At 40.0% G+C, this 17424-nt stretch carries 14 protein-coding genes; 8 read left to right on the top strand and 6 right to left on the bottom strand.

The features are described from left to right. The 3 genes from LB450_RS11800 to LB450_RS11790 all read right to left on the bottom strand — a co-directional run bounded on the left by LB450_RS11800 (position 1) and on the right by LB450_RS11790 (position 2720). On the bottom strand, positions 1-903 hold the full coding sequence (locus LB450_RS11800; protein ID WP_224489002.1) for an ABC transporter ATP-binding protein: 903 nt from the start codon (positions 901-903) through the stop codon (positions 1-3). 108 nt (positions 904-1011) lie between these two features. Further along, entirely contained in the window at positions 1012-2013 is a 1002-nt protein-coding gene (locus LB450_RS11795) for a ligase-associated DNA damage response exonuclease (protein WP_224489000.1), read from the bottom strand. Between the two features lie 20 nt (positions 2014-2033). Beyond that, complete coding sequence (locus LB450_RS11790; RefSeq protein WP_224488998.1) at positions 2034-2720, bottom strand: head GIN domain-containing protein; 687 nt, start codon at positions 2718-2720, stop codon at positions 2034-2036. A 171-nt stretch (positions 2721-2891) separates the two neighbouring features. On the opposite strand from LB450_RS11790, the gene LB450_RS11785 reads away from it, so the two are divergent. Then, a complete protein-coding gene (locus LB450_RS11785) occupies positions 2892-3656 on the top strand; it encodes a UDP-2,3-diacylglucosamine diphosphatase (RefSeq protein WP_224488996.1) in 765 nt (254 codons plus the stop codon). A gap of 40 nt (positions 3657-3696) precedes the next feature. On the opposite strand, the gene LB450_RS11780 is transcribed toward LB450_RS11785, so the two are convergent. Then, the gene (locus tag LB450_RS11780; RefSeq protein ID WP_224488987.1) at positions 3697-3897 is read right to left on the bottom strand and encodes a twin-arginine translocase TatA/TatE family subunit; all 201 of its coding nucleotides are present in this window, start codon (positions 3895-3897) and stop codon (positions 3697-3699) included. A gap of 108 nt (positions 3898-4005) precedes the next feature. Here LB450_RS11780 and LB450_RS11775 point away from each other — a divergent pair, with 108 nt between their 5' ends. The 7 genes from LB450_RS11775 to rfbD are packed head-to-tail and all read left to right on the top strand — an operon-like array spanning position 4006 to position 11378. After that, a complete protein-coding gene (locus LB450_RS11775; protein ID WP_224488985.1) occupies positions 4006-4878 on the top strand; it encodes a M23 family metallopeptidase in 873 nt (290 codons plus the stop codon). Between the two features lie 8 nt (positions 4879-4886). Next, positions 4887-6377, top strand: a complete 1491-nt coding sequence (locus LB450_RS11770) for a GH3 auxin-responsive promoter family protein (protein WP_224488983.1) — start codon at positions 4887-4889, stop codon at positions 6375-6377. A 23-nt stretch (positions 6378-6400) separates the two neighbouring features. Then, a complete protein-coding gene (locus LB450_RS11765; RefSeq protein WP_224488981.1) occupies positions 6401-8101 on the top strand; it encodes a DUF6909 family protein in 1701 nt (566 codons plus the stop codon). Positions 8102-8104: 3 nt separating this feature from the next. Next, the gene (gene rfbB, locus LB450_RS11760; RefSeq protein ID WP_224488979.1) at positions 8105-9124 is read left to right on the top strand and encodes a dTDP-glucose 4,6-dehydratase; all 1020 of its coding nucleotides are present in this window, start codon (positions 8105-8107) and stop codon (positions 9122-9124) included. A gap of 2 nt (positions 9125-9126) precedes the next feature. Beyond that, complete coding sequence (rfbA, locus tag LB450_RS11755; RefSeq protein ID WP_224488977.1) at positions 9127-9981, top strand: glucose-1-phosphate thymidylyltransferase RfbA; 855 nt, start codon at positions 9127-9129, stop codon at positions 9979-9981. Then, positions 9982-10530 (top strand): dTDP-4-dehydrorhamnose 3,5-epimerase, encoded by a 549-nt coding sequence (rfbC, locus tag LB450_RS11750; RefSeq protein WP_224488975.1) that lies wholly within the window; start codon positions 9982-9984, stop codon positions 10528-10530. It begins immediately after the preceding gene. Further along, positions 10527-11378, top strand: coding sequence for a dTDP-4-dehydrorhamnose reductase (gene rfbD / locus LB450_RS11745; protein WP_224488974.1), 852 nt, complete (start codon positions 10527-10529; stop codon positions 11376-11378). Before rfbC ends, rfbD begins: the two co-directional genes overlap by 4 nt. Positions 11379-12661: 1283 nt before the next feature. Here rfbD and mfd read toward each other — a convergent pair. Beyond that, complete coding sequence (mfd, locus tag LB450_RS11740) at positions 12662-16018, bottom strand: transcription-repair coupling factor (protein ID WP_224488972.1); 3357 nt, start codon at positions 16016-16018, stop codon at positions 12662-12664. A gap of 514 nt (positions 16019-16532) precedes the next feature. Next, positions 16533-17360, bottom strand: coding sequence for an O-methyltransferase (locus tag LB450_RS11735; RefSeq protein WP_224488970.1), 828 nt, complete (start codon positions 17358-17360; stop codon positions 16533-16535). Positions 17361-17424: the final 64 nt, after the last annotated feature.

Raw genomic sequence — 17424 nt, 5'->3', positions numbered from 1 at the left:
TTAAGATTGAGAGTTAATGGCTTCAGTTTCATCCGCTTTGAGATGTACAAAATAAACATCGCTCAAATCTGGCTGTACCTTCATAAACTCTTCGCCAGGCTGGGTATCGCCGTAGACGCGAATATTCAAGGAATTATCCTGGTTATAGTTGGTCGAAATCAAATTGAATCCAGTTTCATACGTCTCTAAATCATCTCGATCTATAGTGAGTCCCCAGATTTTATCTTCCAGGTCCAAAACGGCATCAATAGGTTTTTTATGGCAAAGCAATTTTCCGCCATTAAGGATAGCCATATCTGTACATAATTCTTTGACATCGTCCACAATATGAGTGGATAAGATCACAATATGATTAGTGCCAATTTCTCTCAATACATTTAGAAAACGATGACGTTCTGCAGGATCCAGACCAGCAGTTGGTTCGTCTACAATGATGAGTTTTGGATCATTCAAAAGTAATTGAGCAATCCCGAATCTCTGTTTCATCCCACCAGAATAACCTGCCACATGTTTGGTTCTTACATCATAAAGATTTGTGATTTCCAAAGCGTAATCCACAATTCTTTTGCGTTCTTCTTTGTTGGAGAGCCCTTTCAATTCAGCAAAATAATGAAGTAGCTTTTCTGCTGAAAGTTTGGGATACACCCCAAAAGACTGTGGCAAATACCCCAAAATCTTTCTCAGTTCCATTTTTTGGTTGAGCACATCGATATCATCAAGATAGATTTCTCCACTATCGGGTTGCTGCAAGGTGGCAATGGTCCGCATGAGTGTAGACTTACCGGCTCCATTAGGACCTAACAAACCAAACATTCCAGAGTTGATTTCTATAGAAACATCATCCAAGGCCTTTACACCGTTCTTGTAGGTTTTGGAAACACTGAGTAATCGAAGTTGATTCATAACACTAGTTTTGGTTAGGGAAAATTATTACTTATTTGTAATAAATCCATAAAAATGTTACAAAAACATTATGAATTTTATTGATTACTCTAGAAAAACTTGCTGAAGTTACAAATCAGAATCTACAGATTCGCCTTCGTATTGGGTATCTTGTGTTCTGGCATCATAGCCTAGTTCACGCAAGTATTTAGAGAAAATATCGGTGTAACCGTGTGTGCAAATGACTTTTTCACAGCCAGTGGCTTTGATGCTGTTGAGCAAACCATCCCAGTCACAATGGTCGCTCATCACAAAACCTTTGTCGATGGCTCTTCGGCGACGAGCTCCTCTGAAGGTCATCCAGCCACTGGCTGATGCAGTGACATAAGGCACCATTTTCCGAATCCAGGTTCCCCCATGAGCGCTGGGCGGTGCTAGAACTAAATTGCCGTTTAACTCTTTTTTGGTGGTTTCTCTGGTCACTCGGGTAGTTTCAGGAAAATCGACCATTGCTCTTAAGACTTCGGTCATGTTTTCAATAGCACCATGAGTATAAATTTTTCCAATGTCTGGGTTGAGGTGCTTGAGAAGGCGCTGAGCTTTCCCGAGGGAATAACCAAATAAAACAGAGGTTCGCCCTTCTGCTTTATTGTCCTGCCACCACTGGTTGATGTCCTGCATCACTTCAGCCTGGGGTTTCCACTTGAAAGCAGGTAAACCAAAGGTACATTCCGTAATAAAGGTATCGCATTTTACAGGCTCAAAAGGAGCACAAACACCGTCAACTTCATCTTTGTAATCACCCGTAAATACCCATACTTCGCCTTTATGCTCTACGCGAATTTGTGAACTTCCTATCACATGTCCGGCAGGATGCAAACTGAATTTGACATTATTGATGGTAAAGGATTCGCCATAAGCTTTTCCCTCCACATCAATCTCTCCCAACCTGTGTTTCATGATGGGAATATTATGGTGGTGTGTGATGTACTTTTTGTTTCCCCAGCGGGAGTGATCGGCGTGACCGTGAGAGATAATGGCTTTGTCCACCTTTCGCCAGGGGTCCAGATAGACATCTGCAGCAGCGCAGTAAATTCCGTTGGCATTGAAGGCTAACAAAGGTTCTTTCATAAGCTTGAGATTGCTGTTTTTTATTCTATAACCTTTATTTTACCTCCCAATTTTACGCTCTGGCTGAGCGTTTCTGGATTGCCATAAATCATTATAGTTCCACCAGCATTTACACTCGCATTACACGCTTGAGTAGCATATACAGTAGCCTCTCCTCCAAAACCGAGACTTACGTTTGTTGTTTCGGTTTTTAATTTTTCACCATCAAAGGAGCCCCCGGTTTTCACTTCCACACGCGATGTGTCTGCGGAGCCAATCAAACTGACACTTGCTCCGGTAACAGACCTGACAGTTAAATCATCAACATCCAGTTCACCACCAATATAGCTGCCTTCCGAAGCTATTAAGCTGATTTTATTCTGATCTACTATTGAGATAAATTCAACTTCAGAGCCACTTCTAATTTTCAGTTCTTCCACATTTTTGGCATAGACGGTTACTAGAATTTCGGCTTCATAGAAAATCTGACCAACAGGCAAGCTAAGTTGTAGTTCACCTTTTTTAACTTCAATGTTGACTTTATCACGTTCAGATCCTTTGACTTCAATTTTATTTTCTTTTGAATTTGTCTCAATTTCTACAAAAAGACCAGTGGATACTTTAATGCTCGAAAAATCTTCACCAGGAGTGACCGTTTTGACCTGAGCAACTCCTGAAGTGGAGGCTATCAATAATAAGCAGACGACTAGGTTGATTTTAAATTTCATGAGTTCTGAATTTGATTCAAAATCAAAAATACTAGAATATCTCGTGAGCCTGCATTAAATTTTAGCCAAAAGTTAAACCCTGCTTTTGCATATTTAAGCTAAAATGCAGAAAGCGGTTTAAACGCATTTAATTTTTAAGCTTTCAGTATATTTGAGCCAGATTTATACTACATGAAACTTCCCGAAGGCAAAAAGATTTATTTTTCAAGTGATAATCATTTAGGAGCACCAACGCATTCTGAAAGTTTAGCACGCGAAAAACTATTCGTTTCCTGGTTAGATGACATAAAAAAGGATGCGCATGCTATTTTCCTTCTAGGAGATTTATTCGACTTTTGGTTTGAGTATCGCGAAGTTGTTCCTAAAGGGTTTGTGAGAACCTTAGGCAAACTGGCAGAACTAAAAGACTCCGGAATCGAGATTTACTATTTTGTAGGGAATCATGATTTGTGGATGAAGAACTATTTTAAGGAAGAACTCAACATCCCTGTTTTTTTCAAACCACAGGTATTTACATTCAATTCAAAGCAGTTTTTTCTTGGTCATGGAGACGGACTTGGACCAGGCGATAAAGGTTACAAACGCATGAAAAAAGTCTTTGTTCATCCTGTTTCAAAATGGTTTTTCAAATGGCTGCATCCCGATCTTGGGGTGAGATTGGCCAGGTACCTTTCTGTGAAAAATAAACTCATTTCTGGAGATGAAGATGCTAAGTTTTTGGGTGAGGAAAACGAATGGCTGGCTCAATATGCTAAGCGTAAGCTGGAAAACGGGCACTATGATTATTTCATTTTTGGTCATCGACATTTGCCGATGGAAATTCAGGTGGGAAAAGATTCTAAGTATATCAATCTAGGAGATTGGATTGCACATTACACTTATGGTGTTTTTGATGGAGAAGAGTTTTCTTTGGAAAAATTTAACAAAAAACCCTGAATACAATGTAAACAGGGTCTTTTTTATAGTCTGATCTAGTCTATTTAATAGACTTAGATTCATTTTTAGTTTCGCTGGTTTCATCTTCTTTGGAGGCATTTTTAAATTCTTTAATACCACTTCCCAAACCTTTCATCAATTCTGGTATTTTCTTTCCTCCAAATAACAGAAGAATTGCAACACCTATGATGATCCATTGCCACGGACCTACCATTCCCATTATTACGTTAAGTGTATTCATAACTTTAAATTTGCTACAAAAATAGTGATAAAAATCTAAATCAAAGGTTTATCAATCTAAAACCTACATAAATTAACTTTATTCTATCTTTGTACGAGTTATAATTCTATGAAATCACCAAAAAAAGACAAGCGAAAAATTAAGCAAAAACTGCTTCATAAGTACCGTTTAGTGATTTTGAATGAAGACACGTTTGAAGAACGGCTATCCTTCCAATTATCAAAGCTTAACGTGATTATTTTATCTGCCATCTCAGGCTTGCTTTTAGTGACTGGAACAGCGCTTTTAATTGCTTTTACACCTATAAGAGAGTATATTCCTGGCTATTCTTCAACAGCCTTAAAAAACAAAGCCACCCGTCTCACGCTCACAGTAGATTCTCTCACGACGGTAGTCAATAAAAACTCAGCTTACTTTCAGTCCATACGCAACATGCTTATTGGGGAAGTAGATTCTCTCGATATGAAACAGGCTTATACCCTTCAGGAGACCAAATCTATAGATCCTGATACTATTAATATGTCTGCTTCGCAGCAGGATTCTATTTTACGCGCTAAAGTAGAGCAGGAAGACAAATATAGCTTGTTGGAAAGAGCTACGTTCAACACAAATTTCACGTTGTTCCCTCCTGTTTCAGGACGAATTTCAGACGTCTATGATGCTGAAGAAAAACATTTTGCAGTTGATATCGTTACCGAAAAAAACGAGCCTGTTAAAGCCACTCTGGACGGTACAGTTATCTTTGCAGAATGGACTGTAGAAACAGGCTATGTCGTCATTATTGAACATAATTTAGGATTGATTTCTGTCTATAAGCACAACAGCTCTTTATTGAAAAGTCAGGGAGATTTAGTTACAGCCGGAGAAGCCATCGCCGTCGTGGGCGATACAGGTGAATTTTCTTATGGGCCACATTTGCATTTCGAACTTTGGGTAGACGGCTATCCTGTCAACCCTTCAGATTACATAAATTTTGAATAGCTACTAATATGTCATTAAAGTCCATTGCAGCAAAACTATTTGCGAAATACATTTCACATCAAATGCAAGGCTGGTCGTCTCGCCCTGAAGAAACTCAGTTGAAAGTATTTAACATGTTAATTCAAGAAGGGCGTAAAACCAGGTTTGGTGAAGATCATCATTTTGATACCATTAAAGATTATAAAGATTTTTTTGATAAAGTTCCCATTCAGGATTACGAGGGTTTAAAGCCCTACGTCGATAGGGTGGTTGATGGAGAACAAGATGTGTTATGGCCTGGGAAACCCTTATATTTTGCAAAAACCTCTGGAACAACAAGCGGTTCAAAATTTATCCCGCTTACCAAAGACTCCCTGCCCAATCATACCAATGCCGCAAGGAATGCGATTCTTAGTTATATCGCAGAAACGGGGCATTCTAGTTTTGTAGATGGAAAAATGATCTTTTTGCAAGGCAGTCCAGAACTCAAAGAAAAAAATGGAATCCATTTTGGAAGGCTTTCTGGGATTGTAGCTCACTTTGTTCCTAATTATCTTCAGAAAAACAGGCTTCCCAGCTGGGAAACCAACTCGCTGGACGATTGGAATGAGAAAATTGATGCTATAGTAGAAGAGACTTATGATCAGGACATGACGATCATCAGTGGAATTCCGTCCTGGGTGCAGACTTATTTTGAGAGACTTCATCAGAAAACAGATAAAACCATTGCAGAACTATTCCCGAATTTACAGCTTTTTATTTACGGGGGAGTCAACTACGAACCTTACCGTTCCAAGTTTGAAAACTTAATTGGAGTCTCTGTAGATAGTATCGAACTGTATCCGGCTTCAGAAGGTTTTTTTGCTTTTCAGGATTCTCAAAAAGAAGAAGGAATGCTTTTACAACTGGACTCCGGAATGTTTTATGAATTCATAAAAACCGATGAATTCTTTGATGAAACCCCAAAAATTCATAGTATTGGTGAGGTGGAGATAGGTGTCAATTATGTAATGGTGGTTTCCACAAATGCAGGTTTATGGCGTTATAATGTTGGAGATACAGTGATGTTCACCAACACAAAGCCTTATCGATTAAAAGTATCAGGACGAATCAAACACTTTACCTCAGCCTTTGGAGAGCACGTGATAGCTCAGGAAGTAGAGCAGTCTATCATTAAGGCTTCAGAAGAATTTGACGTTCAAATCAATGAATTTACAGTGGCTCCGCAAATCAATCCAAAAGAAGGCTTACCTTATCATGAATGGTTTATCGAGTTTGAAAAAGAACCTGATGATTTTAAGGCATTTGCACAAAGAATTGATGACTTGCTCCAGGAGCAAAATTCCTATTATAAAGACCTGAAAAAGGGGAATATGCTCAAAACACTCGTGATTACTAAGGTTCCTAAAAATGGATTTCAGAAGTATATGAAATCTGTTGGGAAGCTCGGCGGACAAAACAAAGTGGCTAGATTATCCAACGATAGAACACTAGCAAAAGAATTAGAGAAACAAATTTAGATTAAAAAGACAATAAGACATATATGAGAGAATCTTTCAACATAGGCAGAAATAGAGCGCAGGAAAGCACCAATGCCATAGAGCGCATGTACATCACCATGAGACACCTTTTTATAAGAGGGTTTTATAAACCCATGGGGGTTTCCGGCGAAACTTTGCGTGAAGCCTTGCTCACCCTTCGACCAGAAATTTATGGTACGATTGCAGAATCCAAGGTTGAGCTCAGTGGACTTCAGTACATTATCGAAAGGTTGCCTGAAGGCATTGAAGAATGTAGTTTTATCAATCTCACCAGTGATGAAGGCTACTCCGATTCACACTTTAAACCTATTGTTCCCCCAAAGCGAAGAAGGAATTGCTACCGGATTGATGAGGAACAAATGAACATTGAAATCACCCGTGGCCGATCTGAAATCTATGATATCCTGACACACCTTACGTTTATGTTTATCGAGTCTCATAAAATCATGCAGAATGTAGTGATTAACGAAGCTGGGCAGACTTCAAGAGATTGGGAAAAACTAAGCGGAGCAGTTTTAAAAGAAGGCGATTTAAACCAGAAGGAAAAAGAAATTGCCATAACACACACCGCCAATATTTTAGGAAGAACCTTTGCTGAAATCAATCAAGTTTATGACAGATTTGCAACCAAAGATAACCCTCATAAGTTTCTACATCTTATTCATAATCTAGGGAAACTGGCTATTCGTGAAGTTATTCACGGCGATAAGCGTGTTATTACCTTTAGCCCGATTGTTCGTGAACGTTTAGGGCATCATATCCACGGAGAAGTCTGGGCAGATAACATCAAGAAAACCTTGCATGAGCATGGCTTGTTAAATAGGGAATTACACATCATCAGTGCCAATATGCACTCTGTGATGAACACGCTTTTCTCACCGATTGCTTTAAAAGAATTACTCGAAGAAAAATCCAATTTTGAAGTTTATGAACAACTGAGTAATGCTAAAAACGAGGAATTAAGGCAAACGGTTATCAAAAAAGCCAAAGAAGAAGGAATGATTGAGCTGTATGATACAAGTGGAACCAACATTGATGTTCAGATCTTCGATCTTGCTAAGTTGAGCCATTATAAAGGAGACAGCAATCTCAATGGAAAAGAAGATGCGCCGGTTATCATTGTGATGGATTATGCCTTTGGTGAGCAGGCTTATGAAACCATGGACGAGCTTCTAAAACCTTTCAAAGAAGAAGACAAAATTTCAATGAATGTAGACTCCATATCAATTATGGGGAAAGCAGGAATTCTGGAAGGTGGAAAAGGAGACTTGATGATTCCAGATGCTCATTTATTTGAAGGGACAGCAGATAATTATCCGTTCTATAATGAATTAAAAAAATCTGATTTTGAGGATCAGGGCTTACGAGTTTTTGACGGATCTATGGTGACTGTTTTAGGAACTTCACTTCAGAATAGAGACTTGCTGAAGTTTTTCCATGATTCGACATGGAATGTTATCGGCCTTGAAATGGAAGGAGCCCACTACCAAAAAGCCATACAAGCTGCGGCCAGGTTGAGGGGGAATATTTCTCCTGAAGTTAAATTAAGATATGCCTATTACGCCAGTGATAATCCTTTAGAGACAGGAAGCACATTAGCTTCCGGAGGACTTGGAACTGCAGGCGTGAGACCTACTTATTTAATTACTGAAAAAATATTAGAACAGATTTTTAGTGATGCTATTCAGAATCTAAACTCCTAAACCATGAAAAATATCCTTGTGACAGGTGGTGCAGGATTTATTGGATCCAACTTTCTAAACCTTTACGTTCCTGAAAAAAAGTACCATTTTGTCAACCTGGACCAACTGACTTATGCAGGGAATTTGGATAATATTCAGGTTTCAGAATATAAAAATTACAGCTTTATTGAAGGGGATATTTGTGATATTGAGCTGCTAAACAATTTATTTTCAACTTATAAATTTGAAAAGGTTATTCATTTTGCTGCAGAATCTCATGTCGATAACTCGATTACCAACCCCGATGCCTTTATAAAAACAAACATTACCGGAACTTTCAATTTATTGCATCAGGCTTACCTGCTGTGGATGGAATCGCCTTTCAAGTTCAGAACCGGATTCGAAAACTCGAGGTTCCTTCATGTGTCCACCGATGAGGTGTATGGAACTTTAGAAGATGACAACAGCTTATTTACAGAAGATACCCCTTACGCTCCAAACAGTCCGTACAGCGCTTCAAAAGCCTCCTCCGATATGATTGCCAGAAGTTATTTTCACACCTATGGTTTTCCGGTGATCACCACCAATTGTTCTAATAACTATGGGCCTCACCAGCACGATGAAAAGCTGATTCCAACTATTATTCGAAAAGCAATTCAGAAGCAGCCCATTCCCATTTATGGTGATGGTAAAAACGTGAGAGACTGGCTGTATGTGGACGATCACTGCAAAGGAATTGACATTGCCCTACATTCTGGAAAGCTAGGTGAAACCTACAATATTGGAGGTAAAAACGAGCGACAAAATATTTATATCGCTAACAGAATTTGCGAGCTACTAGATGAGTTGAGGCCAGAACAGGCGCCTCATAAAGAGTTGATTAACTACGTTACAGACAGGCCTGGTCATGATTTTCGCTATGCGATAGATGCAACTAAAATCGAAATTGAATTAGGATGGAAAGCAGATGAGACCTTTGAAACAGGCATCCTAAAAACAGTGAAATGGTATCTTGAAAAATATAACCAACTTCAGAATTCATGAGCATGAAAGGAATTGTTTTAGCAGGAGGATCCGGCACTCGACTTCATCCCTTAACGCTTGCGGTAAGTAAGCAGTTGATGCCTGTCTATGATAAGCCGATGATTTATTATCCCTTGTCAACTTTGATGTCAGCAGGAATCCGCGAAATCCTGATCATTTCGACACCTAACGATTTACCGCTTTTTGAAAAATTGCTTGGAGATGGTTCAGCTTTGGGATGCCAATTTGACTATGCGGTACAGGCAGAACCCAACGGACTGGCCGAGGCTTTTATCATCGCCGAAGATTTTATAGGAGACGATAAAGTCGCTTTGATTCTGGGAGATAATATTTTCTACGGAACAGGTTTAGACCAGCTCTTACAAGACAATACCAATCCAGACGGAGGTATTATTTACGCCTATCACGTTTACGATCCGGAACGTTACGGGGTGGTAGATTTTGATCATAGCGGACAGGTGATTTCTATTGAAGAAAAACCAAGACAGCCCAAGTCGAATTATGCCGTGCCCGGCATTTATTTCTACGATAATGACGTTGTCCGTATTGCCAAGTCTATCCAGCCAAGTGAACGCGGAGAACTTGAAATCACCGATGTGAACAATGCCTATCTCCAAAAAGGAAAACTGAGTGTCAGTATTTTAGATAAAGGCACAGCCTGGCTGGATACAGGCACCTTCAATTCTCTGATGCAGGCGTCTCAATTTGTAGAGGTTATTGAGGAACGCCAGGGCCTTAAGATTGGTTCCATTGAAGAAACTGCCTATAAAATGGGCTTTATTTCAAAAGAGCAACTTAAGAAAATCACAGAGCCCTTTTTAAAAAGCGGCTATGCTAAAAATATAAATCCAAAATAAATGACGGTTAAACAATCACCACTTAAAGACTGTTTTGTTATTGAACCCTCAGTTTTCGAAGATGAGAGAGGAAGTTTTTTTGAGAGTTTTAATCAAAAAGACTTTGAAGTAAATACAGGTATAGACATTGAATTTGTCCAGGACAATCAGTCTATTTCACAGTATGGAACCATTCGCGGACTTCATTTTCAAACCGGAGGCTTTGCTCAGGCCAAATTGATACGAGTTGCGAAAGGCAAAGTGCTCGATGTGGTGGTAGATATGCGACCGGATTCAGAAACGTATTTAAAACAATTCAGTTATGTATTGACTGGCGAAAACAATCATCAACTCTATGTCCCCAGAGGCTTTGCACATGGCTTTGCCTGTCTTTCGGATGATGTGATTTTCGTTTACAAATGCGACAATTATTACCATAAAGCTTCAGAAAGCGGTATTTTGTTTAATGATAAAACTTTAGATATCGACTGGCAAATTCCGAAGAAAGATCAAATCGTTTCAGAAAAAGACCAAAATTTACCCACCCTTGAAACCTATTTAAACCCATGAAAGTTTTAGTCACAGGCGCCAACGGACAACTGGGGAAATGCCTTCAGAAGCAGTCCAAAACTACTACTGGAATTGAATTTCTGTTTGAAACTTCACAGACCTTGGATATCACTTCTGAAGAGGCTTTAAAGACTTACTTCAAAGAACATCAACCTGATTTTTGCGTCAATTGTGCGGCCTACACCAACGTAGAAGCAGCCGAAGATTACGAAAACCTGGCATTTCTGGTGAATTCTGAAGCAGTAAAATCACTGTCCAGACTTTGTAAGAGTTACCAAACCAAACTCGTTCATGTCTCTACGGATTATGTGTTCGATGGTTTGAAACTGAGTCCCTATCTGGAAACGGATTCAGAAAATCCAATCAATGTTTACGGGGCGTCCAAGCTTCAGGGTGAAACTATGGTTTCAGAATATATGGATGCATTTTTTATCCTGAGAACAAGCTGGCTGTATTCTGAATTTGGTCATAATTTCTTCAATACCATTCTGAAAAAAGCTGAAGATCGTGCAGAACTCAACATCACAACCGAGCAAATTGGGACGCCCACCAATGCTAACGACTTAGCAGAATTTATTCTGAATTTGATCACCGCAGACTCCGAGGCTTATGGGCTTTACCATTACAGCAACACCGGAGAAGCCACCTGGTATGATTTTGCCCGACTGATTTTGGAAGCGAAACAGCTTGAGAAGGAAGTCAGTTTAAAAGCCACATTTTCTTACCCTACCAAAGCTAAACGACCAAAATTTAGTGTTTTGAACAAAACTAAAATTGAGACTACGTTTGAGACCAAAATCCCGCATTGGAGGGAAAGTCTTGTGGGGTTGTTGAAGGAAGGGGAGTAGTTTTTGAGTCTGTGAGTTATTGAGGGTATGAGGGTTTAGGTCGTAGGGAGTAGGTTGTAGGAGCAATAAATTTAAAATACGGTGTTTTGTATTCGATATTCAGTAGTTGGTGAGTCTGTGAGTTACTGAGTTATTGAGGGTTTAGGTCGAAGGGAGTAGGTTGTAGGAGCAATAAATTTAAAATTCGGTGTTCTGTATTCGATATTCGATATTCAGTATTTAGTAGTTTTTGAGTCCGTGAGTTTGTGAGGGTTTAGAGGGTAGGGATTCGGCCGTAGGAACTATAACTTTCAGTATTAGGGACTGAGTAAAAAGAGTCAGCAGAGAAGTCAATTTCCAATTCAACATTCAGGGTTTCATGTTCGATATTCAGTATTCACAAGTATTTGAGGTGTGTCCCGCTAGGGACTCTATATCTGTAAAAACCAGTACGTCACTTATCCAGTGTGCCGTTAGGTACGCCATATGATTTTGGGTTCTGCTTCGTCAATGTTTTAGTCATGAGAGGTTCATCAATCGCTGAAAAAGCTCCTTTTCCCGCCTTAGGCGAAAGGGCAGGCTGAGTGACAGAATCAGCAGTCGGTGCTCTATATTCGATATTCAGTATTCAGTAGTTGGTGAGTCTTTGAGTTATTGAGTTATTGAGGGAGTAGGTTGTAGGAGCAATGACCTTCCCTAAATAGCGTTGACCGTTTAAAACCACGAAAGATATATTCACAAGTTTTTGAGTTATGTCCCGCTAGGGACTCTATATCGGTAAAAACTAATGCGTCACTTATCTAGCGTGCCGTTAGGTACGCCATATGATTTTGGGTTCTGCTTCGACGAGCCTGCCTGCGTTTCCTTGGCAAAGGCAGGGAATCTTTTTAAGACACGAGAGATTCATCAGTCGCTGAAAAAGCTCCTTTCCAACTAAAGCAAGCTGAATGATAGATTCAAAATTCGGTGTTCGATATTCAGTAGTTGGTGAGTCTGTGAGTTATTGAGGTTTTAAGGGGGGGGGGAGGAATTAGGCTTAGGCATTTTAACTTCAATATTTGTTATTCAGTATTCGATATTAAGTGTTTTTATGAACCGCGGAGACCCAGAGTTCGCAAAGATTGATTTTATCGCAATTGAGTCTGGTGGCTGAGGCTGACTGCGTTGCGTGATTTTCGGCAGAAAATTGTATCGAAGTCACGGTGCTGGGATTGTGAATAGTCAACAACGAAGACATAAAGTTAACGAATATGTTCCCCCTCCTTGGGAGGGGTTAGGGGGGCTTTTCTCCGCCTAAGGCGGACTTAGGGGGATTTTTGCTCCAGCGGCTGAAGCAACTTCAAAGCTTTATCTACAGATTTTACATTGTCGAATGTCAATAGCAGGCGCAATCCATTTCTGGTTTGTTTTTCTTTCATCTGGCACTGTCTTGGATGAGATTGAACGTATTGCAGAATTTCTCTAAATCGGCCTGAATTGTAAAATCCAGAGTCCTGGTTGGAAAGAAAATAGCCAATCATTTTATCCTTTTTCAAAACCAATTTTTCCAGTCCGACACTTGCTGCAATCCATTTTAAACGAACGCTGTTAATCAAATCCTGAGCTTCTTTTGGTAAGTCGCCAAACCTGTCCCTCAATTCTTTTTCAAAGTTTTGAAGGCCTTCTTCGTCGTTAATGCTGTTCAGTTTTGTGTATAAACTCAGGCGTTCTTTGATGCTATTGATATAATTATCGGGAAACAAAATTTCGAAATCGGTGTCGATTTGAGCATCCTTTACAAAGACTTTATCCTCTTCACTTTCTTCATCCTGATATACAGATTTGAACTCGTTTTCTTTCAATTCCTGTATGGCTTCGTTCAGAATTTTTTGGTAGGTATCAAAACCGATATCACTGATGAACCCGCTTTGTTCTCCTCCCAGTAAATCCCCGGCGCCACGAATTTCAAGATCTTTCATAGCGATGTTGATGCCACTGCCCAAATCAGAAAACTGTTCCAGAGCTGTCAAACGTTTTCTGGCATCGTCGGTCATCATCGTGAGGGGAGGAGTAATCAAATAACAAAAAGCTTTTTTGTTGCTTCGGCCAACGCGACCACGCATTTGGTGAAGATCGGACATGCCGAAATTATTGGCATCGTTGATCAAAATGGTATTGGCGTTGGTCACATCCAAACCGCTTTCGATGATGGTGGTGGACACCAAAACATCAAACTCATTGTTCATGAATTTCAGCATTAATTGCTCTAGTTTTTTCCCTTCCATCTGCCCGTGGCCAATGCCTATTTTGGCGTCGGGAACCAGTCGCTGAATCAAGCCTGCTACTTCCTGGATGTTTTCAATTCTGTTGTTGATAAAAAACACCTGTCCACCTCTTTGGATTTCGTATGACACGGCATCTCGAATCTGATCTTCAGAAAAGCGAATCACATGGGTTTCTATCGGGTAACGGTTGGGCGGTGGTGTTTTGATGGTCGATAAATCTCTTGCCGCCATCAGGCTAAACTGAAGCGTTCTGGGAATAGGAGTGGCTGTGAGTGTAAGCGTATCTACATTGGCTTTGATGGTTTTCAATTTATCTTTGACCGCAACCCCAAATTTTTGCTCCTCATCGATAATCAAAAGTCCGAGGTCTTTGAATTTTACGGCTTTATTCACCAATTGATGCGTGCCAATCACGATATCTACGCTTCCATTTTCCAGTCCTTCCAAAACCGTTCTTCGTTCTTTGGCAGTTCGGAATCTGTTGAGGTAATCCACTGTCACTGGGAATTCTTCTAAACGCTCAGAAAAGGTTTTGTGATGCTGAAAGGCGAGAATGGTGGTTGGCACCAAAACAGCGACCTGTTTTCCGTTATCTACCGCTTTAAAAGCTGCCCGGATGGCCACTTCTGTTTTTCCAAAACCTACATCTCCACACACCAGGCGATCCATGGGTTGTTCTTTTTCCATGTCGCTTTTCACATCCTGAGTCGCCGTGCTTTGGTCTGGGGTATCTTCATAAATAAAGGAAGCTTCCAGCTCGTGTTGCAAATAGGAATCGGGGCCGTATTGAAACCCTTTTTCCAATCGTCGCTTGGCGTAGAGTTTAATCAGGTCGAAGGCGACTTTTTTAACTCTGGCTTTGGTTTTTTTCTTAAGGCTTTTCCAGGCTTTGCTTCCCAGTTTATAGACCTGAGGGGGCTTGCCATCCTTACCATTGAACTTCGAAATCTTATGCAAAGAATGGATGCTGAGGTAAAGAATATCTCTGTCGCCGTAAATCAATTTAACGGCTTCCTGCATTTTGCCTTCCACATCAATTTTTTGGAGTCCGCCAAATTTTCCAATACCGTGGTCGATGTGAGTGACATAATCACCAATTTCTAGACTGGTTAATTCTTTAAGGGTGATGGCTTGTTTTTTGGCGTAGCCATTTTTCAAATGGAACTTATGATAGCGGTCAAAAATTTGATGATCGGTATAGCAAACCAGCTTATTGACTTCATCGATAAAGCCTTCATGCATAGAAAGGACAAGCGTTTTATAATGTACTTCCTGGTCCTGATCCTCAAAAATATCTTTAAAGCGTTTCGCCTGCTGGTCACTGGTGCACAGAATACAATTCTGGTAGCCCTTTTCGTGTTTGGCATTCAAGTCTTGAATCAGTAAATCGAATTTTTTATTGAAAGAAGGCTGTGGACTCGTTGGATAACTAATGGTCTGATCGGGCTTCAAAAAAGCCTGAGTACCAAGCTCAACTAGGCTGAAGTCCAGAAGTTGTTTTTTCAAAAGGCTACCTTCACAAAAAAGCTCGTTGGGTTTGCTGTGTTTAATGTCGGTAGAAAGCTCTTTAAAGGCTTTTTCAGCTTTAGCAAAAAGATCATCTATCGTATTGGAGAGCACATCCATATTTTTCACAAATACGGTGGTGGAATTGCTGATATAGTCCAAAAACGTTTCTCTGACCTCATCCAGCTGTTTTTTTTCAACATTTGGCATAATGTCGATCCGCTTTTTCTGCTTGGTCGATAACTGCGTTTCCACATCAAAAGCCCGTATACTATCCACTTCATCCCCAAAAAATTCGATACGGTAAGGCTCGTCATTACTGAAAGAAAACACATCTATGATTCCGCCTCTTACTGAAAATTCTCCGGGTTCGGTCACAAAATCAACGCGCTTAAATCTATATTCAAAAAGGACTTCATTGACAAAATCGAGAGAGAGTTCGTCGTTTACTTTTATTTTTAAAATCGTGCGATCCAGCTCCTTTTTGGTCACTACTTTTTCAAAAAGCGCCTCAGGATAGGTAACGATGATGGAAGGTTTTTTTCTGGAGTTGATTCGGTTAAGCACTTCAGACCTTAACAGTACATTGGCATTGTCGGTTTCTTCAATCTGGTAGGGTCTTCTGTAGCTCCCCGGATAGAACAATACATTTTTTTCATCTACCAGTTGCTCAAGATCATTAAGATGGTAAGCGGCTTCTTCCTTGTCGTTGAAAATCAAAAGGAAAGGCCTTTCGGAAGAAAGGAAGGCTTCTGCCTGAACAAAAGACACTGCAGAACCTACGAGACCTTTTAAGAATATGGATGGGTTATCCGGTGAAGCCAGAGCTTCTTTGAGCTCCTTGAGGGCGGGATTTTTCGAGATTTCCTCTGTAATATCAGCTTTTGTCATCGGGCGCAAAGATACTAGAAAAACTCAAATGCGTAAGCTTGACTTAGGGAAGTGAAAAATTTTAATCTTCCTTTTTATTTTGTTTTTTCTCGTAGAAATTTCGTCTGAAATCTCTGTTTTTCCGGCCGTATTGTTTTTGCTTATTGCGCTTATTATTAAAAAACACTAAGAGGAAAAGCACGGCGATAATTATAATAACGATAATAAACTGTGTGTCTGGTGAGAATTGCTCGAGCATGATTTAAATTTTTATAAACATAACTTTTTTTTGAAAGCTGAGGTAAGATAGTTTTTATCACTTAGAACTTTCTGTTTACCCTCATGCGTTCTGGTAATGTTTTTTATTTGCTGCAGAGACGTAAAGATTGAAAGGATTCAGTCAGATCTCAGATTTAACTATAAATCGTATGTGGGTCAGTCCCGTTAGGGACTTCATGTCGGTGACAAGAATAGGGAGAATCGGATACCTTTGTGCCGTAGGTACAACATATGGCGTTCATACTCCAGCATATAATCAAACGCGAATCACAAAGTCCTGTTTGACCTGTTCTTTTCTGAAAAACACAAGCCCCCACTGAAAGGTGTCAATCGTGACCTGAACTTCTTCATGAGCTTTGATCTGCTTCCAGGCCATTTCCATAGATGGTGACCAGTGAATATCATCAAAAATAAACAAAGAATCGTTGTGTTTATGTTTAAGCAGACTTTCAAAATACTTCAGCGTAGCCTCGCCATCGTGATGTCCGTCGATAAAAATCAGATCGAATTTTTCTTCGAATCCTGCCTGCCCGTTCAAGACACGCAGGTGGGCCCGTCCAAGACACGCGGGCGGGTCTAATTCTGCAAGACTTTCAGCAAAAGAGGAATGGATACGGGTGATATTCGTAAGTTTCAAGGTTTCAAACAGGCTTTGAGCATAGGCTGAAGTCGCCGAACAAGCTTCAATGGTTGTTAAATGAGCCTGACCGGAACCCGCTATGCTGACGCTCCCCAAACCTATGGAAGTCCCAAGCTCGAGTGCGTTTTTTACAGACAGATAATCCACAAGCCGAATCATCAGTCTGGCCCGTTTTCGAGAAATGGAGACGTGTTTGGCGATTTTAGAAACGAGTCTCAAATTACTTTTAAAGATTTTAGACCCGGCTCCGACATCCTGCACTTGCAGGACTTTACCAGACTCTAAAACGTCCTTTTTAGCTTTGTCCCAAAGTTCATAAGCTTCAAAATGTTTCTTATTGTAGAAGCATTTGGTAATCAACTTATATACAAAAGGAGAATGGATTCCATGTTGATTTTTGGAATGCCATAGAAATTTTAGAAATGCTTTTGCTTTAAACCACATTAGTTACATTTAACTGACAAAAATCATACTTTTTGATCCTATCAAGCGGTAAAATTGCATAAAA

The sequence above is a fragment of the Psychroflexus curvus genome (assembly GCF_020164585.1).
GTDB lineage: Bacteria > Bacteroidota > Bacteroidia > Flavobacteriales > Flavobacteriaceae > Psychroflexus > Psychroflexus curvus.
The sequence above is the reverse complement of the archived record's forward strand: the minus strand, read 5'-3'. Positions and strand labels throughout refer to the sequence as shown.

What these genes read in the sequence shown, in the direction of transcription:
- LB450_RS11735 (WP_224488970.1), bottom strand. Translation starts at nt 17,360, where the DNA reads ATGTGGTTTAAAGCAAAAGCATTTCTAAAATTTCTATGGCATTCCAAA.
- LB450_RS11785 (WP_224488996.1), top strand. Translation starts at nt 2,892, where the DNA reads ATGAAACTTCCCGAAGGCAAAAAGATTTATTTTTCAAGTGATAATCAT.
- rfbA (WP_224488977.1), top strand. Translation starts at nt 9,127, where the DNA reads ATGAAAGGAATTGTTTTAGCAGGAGGATCCGGCACTCGACTTCATCCC.
- LB450_RS11780 (WP_224488987.1), bottom strand. Translation starts at nt 3,897, where the DNA reads ATGAATACACTTAACGTAATAATGGGAATGGTAGGTCCGTGGCAATGG.
- LB450_RS11770 (WP_224488983.1), top strand. Translation starts at nt 4,887, where the DNA reads ATGTCATTAAAGTCCATTGCAGCAAAACTATTTGCGAAATACATTTCA.
- LB450_RS11765 (WP_224488981.1), top strand. Translation starts at nt 6,401, where the DNA reads ATGAGAGAATCTTTCAACATAGGCAGAAATAGAGCGCAGGAAAGCACC.
- rfbB (WP_224488979.1), top strand. Translation starts at nt 8,105, where the DNA reads ATGAAAAATATCCTTGTGACAGGTGGTGCAGGATTTATTGGATCCAAC.
- mfd (WP_224488972.1), bottom strand. Translation starts at nt 16,018, where the DNA reads ATGACAAAAGCTGATATTACAGAGGAAATCTCGAAAAATCCCGCCCTC.
- LB450_RS11790 (WP_224488998.1), bottom strand. Translation starts at nt 2,720, where the DNA reads ATGAAATTTAAAATCAACCTAGTCGTCTGCTTATTATTGATAGCCTCC.
- rfbC (WP_224488975.1), top strand. Translation starts at nt 9,982, where the DNA reads ATGACGGTTAAACAATCACCACTTAAAGACTGTTTTGTTATTGAACCC.
- LB450_RS11775 (WP_224488985.1), top strand. Translation starts at nt 4,006, where the DNA reads ATGAAATCACCAAAAAAAGACAAGCGAAAAATTAAGCAAAAACTGCTT.
- rfbD (WP_224488974.1), top strand. Translation starts at nt 10,527, where the DNA reads ATGAAAGTTTTAGTCACAGGCGCCAACGGACAACTGGGGAAATGCCTT.
- LB450_RS11795 (WP_224489000.1), bottom strand. Translation starts at nt 2,013, where the DNA reads ATGAAAGAACCTTTGTTAGCCTTCAATGCCAACGGAATTTACTGCGCT.
- LB450_RS11800 (WP_224489002.1), bottom strand. Translation starts at nt 903, where the DNA reads ATGAATCAACTTCGATTACTCAGTGTTTCCAAAACCTACAAGAACGGT.